The organism is Thiolapillus sp. (assembly GCF_048562965.1).
Classification (GTDB): domain Bacteria; phylum Pseudomonadota; class Gammaproteobacteria; order Chromatiales; family Chromatiaceae; genus Thiolapillus; species Thiolapillus brandeum_A.
Map to the genome: position 1 here is coordinate 1 of NZ_JBHNMF010000535.1, position 2,148 is coordinate 2,148.

Annotated in this window: 3 protein-coding genes and 1 pseudogene; 3 read left to right on the forward strand and 1 reads right to left on the reverse strand. The window is 55.3% G+C overall.

Annotated elements, in window-relative coordinates:
- Window positions 1-204 precede the first annotated feature (204 nt).
- The 3 genes from ACOCD2_RS17355 to ACOCD2_RS17365 are packed head-to-tail and all read left to right on the forward strand — an operon-like array spanning window position 205 to window position 1,784.
- Window positions 205-1,320, forward strand: a complete 1,116-nt coding sequence (locus tag ACOCD2_RS17355; RefSeq protein WP_293649883.1) for a hypothetical protein — start codon at window positions 205-207, stop codon at window positions 1,318-1,320.
- A 37-nt stretch (window positions 1,321-1,357) separates the two neighbouring features.
- Entirely contained in the window at window positions 1,358-1,546 is a 189-nt protein-coding gene (locus ACOCD2_RS17360) for a hypothetical protein (protein ID WP_419583703.1), read from the forward strand.
- Window positions 1,530-1,784, forward strand: coding sequence for a hypothetical protein (locus tag ACOCD2_RS17365; RefSeq protein ID WP_293649885.1), 255 nt, complete (start codon window positions 1,530-1,532; stop codon window positions 1,782-1,784). The genes ACOCD2_RS17360 and ACOCD2_RS17365 overlap by 17 nt, the downstream gene beginning before the upstream one ends.
- Here the strand turns inward: ACOCD2_RS17365 and ACOCD2_RS17370 are convergent.
- Window positions 1,785-1,991 (reverse strand): annotated as a pseudogene (locus ACOCD2_RS17370) (transposase); the annotation flags it as partial.
- Between the last annotated feature and the right edge of the window lie 157 nt (window positions 1,992-2,148).

The window sequence follows — 2,148 nt, forward strand, 5'->3', positions numbered from 1 at the left end:
GCGTTCGGAGGCCTACTTTGTTTTCCCTCTGGCGCAAGGCACGCCGGGAAAACAGTGCGGCCTCGCGGCTACTGGGGTCTACCAGCCTTCGCTTCGCTCTCCATGGCTGGCAGCGTTCGAATTCAAGTTAGACATCTGAATTTTATCGAACTTATTGGGCTTTGCCACTCTTAATTTATGAAATATTCGGGCTAGGAGAATAAAATGATGGAGAAAAAGGTTTCTTGGCTACTGGCAGCATCTGTTGGACTGTTGCTTCTGAATCCAGCTGTCGGGGCGCAGGGCATGGCCAAGGAAAAAATGAAGAAATTAATGGCGGTGAAACGGGAGCTGCCAGTCCCGCCACCTGCGGGTCTGTTCGGTGCCTATGCTTTCCCCAGCAAGGGACAGGGGATGGCGGGGATCAGCTATGCACATTTTTCCTTCGAGGGACTGCGTATGGACACTGATTCGGTTTCCACCAACACGGTAGTGTCCACGGTAGCCAACCGTTTCTTCGGGCTGCCCGGCATGCCCCCCACCCTTCGGGTTGTTCCCATCAAGGTGGACGTGGATGTTGCCTACCCCTTCGCCAATTTCGCCATTGGTCATGACTTGGCCCTGATTGGGGTAGCACCGGTGATCCGCAAGGAGATCACATTCCGAACCTATGGCGGTTCCGTCGGCACTACGGTGTTGGGTGACACCACTCAGACAGTCCAAGGACTGGGCGACGTCAAGGGGGGGCTGCTCTATCGCGCCCACAACGACCCGATCCACCATACCCTGTTGATTGGCGTATTGAGCCTGCCGACCGGCAGCATCACCAAGCGGGGCAACCTGCTGACTCCGGCAGGCACGACCCAGAATGTACGCATGCCCTATGGTGCCCAACTGGGCACGGGTACCATCGATGCCATCGTGGGCGGCGTTTACTGGGGGAAGAAGCGGAATATCGGCTGGGGAGCGCAGTATTACGCAACGGTTCCCCTGGAAAACAAAAACGCCGATGGTTATCGCTGGGGCACCAAACACGAGGCCACTGCCTGGGCCAGTTATCTCTTCATGCCACAGCGCGTGGGCGTGTCGGCGCGGATTCGTGGAGAATCCCAGGACAGCATTCATGGCATGGATCCGAACATCATCGGCCCCGGCCTGGGCGCTAATCCCGATAACTATGGCGGTGACAAGGTGGAACTCTCCCTTGGCGTCAACTGGTCTTTCATGCCAGGTCAGAATATCAGCGTGGAACTGGCTAAGCCAGTCTACCAGGATCGTAACGGCGTCCAGCCGGATCACGACTTTTCCCTGTTCGCCTCCTGGCGAGTCGGTTTCTTCTGACCGTTTTCGGTCATCACCGATTTTCCACAGGCCCCTCATGGGGTCTTTTTATACCTCGCGCCCGTTGCGATACCATCGCCCCATGCCCATGGAAAAGCACCGCCTGCCTTCATCTCCAAGCCCCAGAGAACCTGGTGGCATCTTGCCGTGGTCCTCCCTCTTTTCTTCATCGGCCCCGCCACACCCGGCCAGCCTTCGCTTCGCTCTCCATGGCTGGCAGCGGTAGTACAAATTCTCGAAGGCGGTTTGATCAGCCTGCAAACCAGGTGGATCGTCTTTTCGACGACACAACCGCCGAGGCGATACGGGAGCTCATCGGCGATTCGCGCCCACGGGTTCTTCCCGTTATCTCTTCCGAATCGGACGGCAACAACTGGATTCCGCTTGACTTTGGTGAAGTGTTGGCTGATCGACTCGACTTGGATGTCGAGGTAGGCATTACTCAGCGCGAAAAGATTAGGTGATTATGTCCAAAGCTCAGCTGTCTTCAGTTGTTTCTCCGTGCATGGCGGCGTATGAACGCAGGCAAACAGTAATCGTGGCACCAGGGATGGCAGATCGAATCGGCGGTTGAAGCGGTACTGGGCTTCCGCAAGATAGCGTGCCGCATATTTGCGTACTTTGAACCCGTGGCAGGTTCCCCGAATGGAGTTCTTGAGGTTGCCCAGCAGCCCCCTGTGTCAGCATAGTTGTCCGCTCATTATTACTTAGTTCCCGTCTATAAATGCCAAGTCATTGAAATTCAATTGAAAAACCGAAAAAAGACGATGAGAAATCCGGTGCAGGATGGTACAATTATGATCTAAAGCATTGATACATAAGAAAACC

Bases quoted from the DNA above. Each gene is read 5' to 3' on its own strand.
- ACOCD2_RS17355 (WP_293649883.1), top strand. From the start codon at position 205: ATGATGGAGAAAAAGGTTTCTTGGCTACTGGCAGCATCTGTTGGACTG.
- ACOCD2_RS17360 (WP_419583703.1), top strand. From the start codon at position 1,358: ATGGGGTCTTTTTATACCTCGCGCCCGTTGCGATACCATCGCCCCATG.
- ACOCD2_RS17365 (WP_293649885.1), top strand. From the start codon at position 1,530: ATGGCTGGCAGCGGTAGTACAAATTCTCGAAGGCGGTTTGATCAGCCT.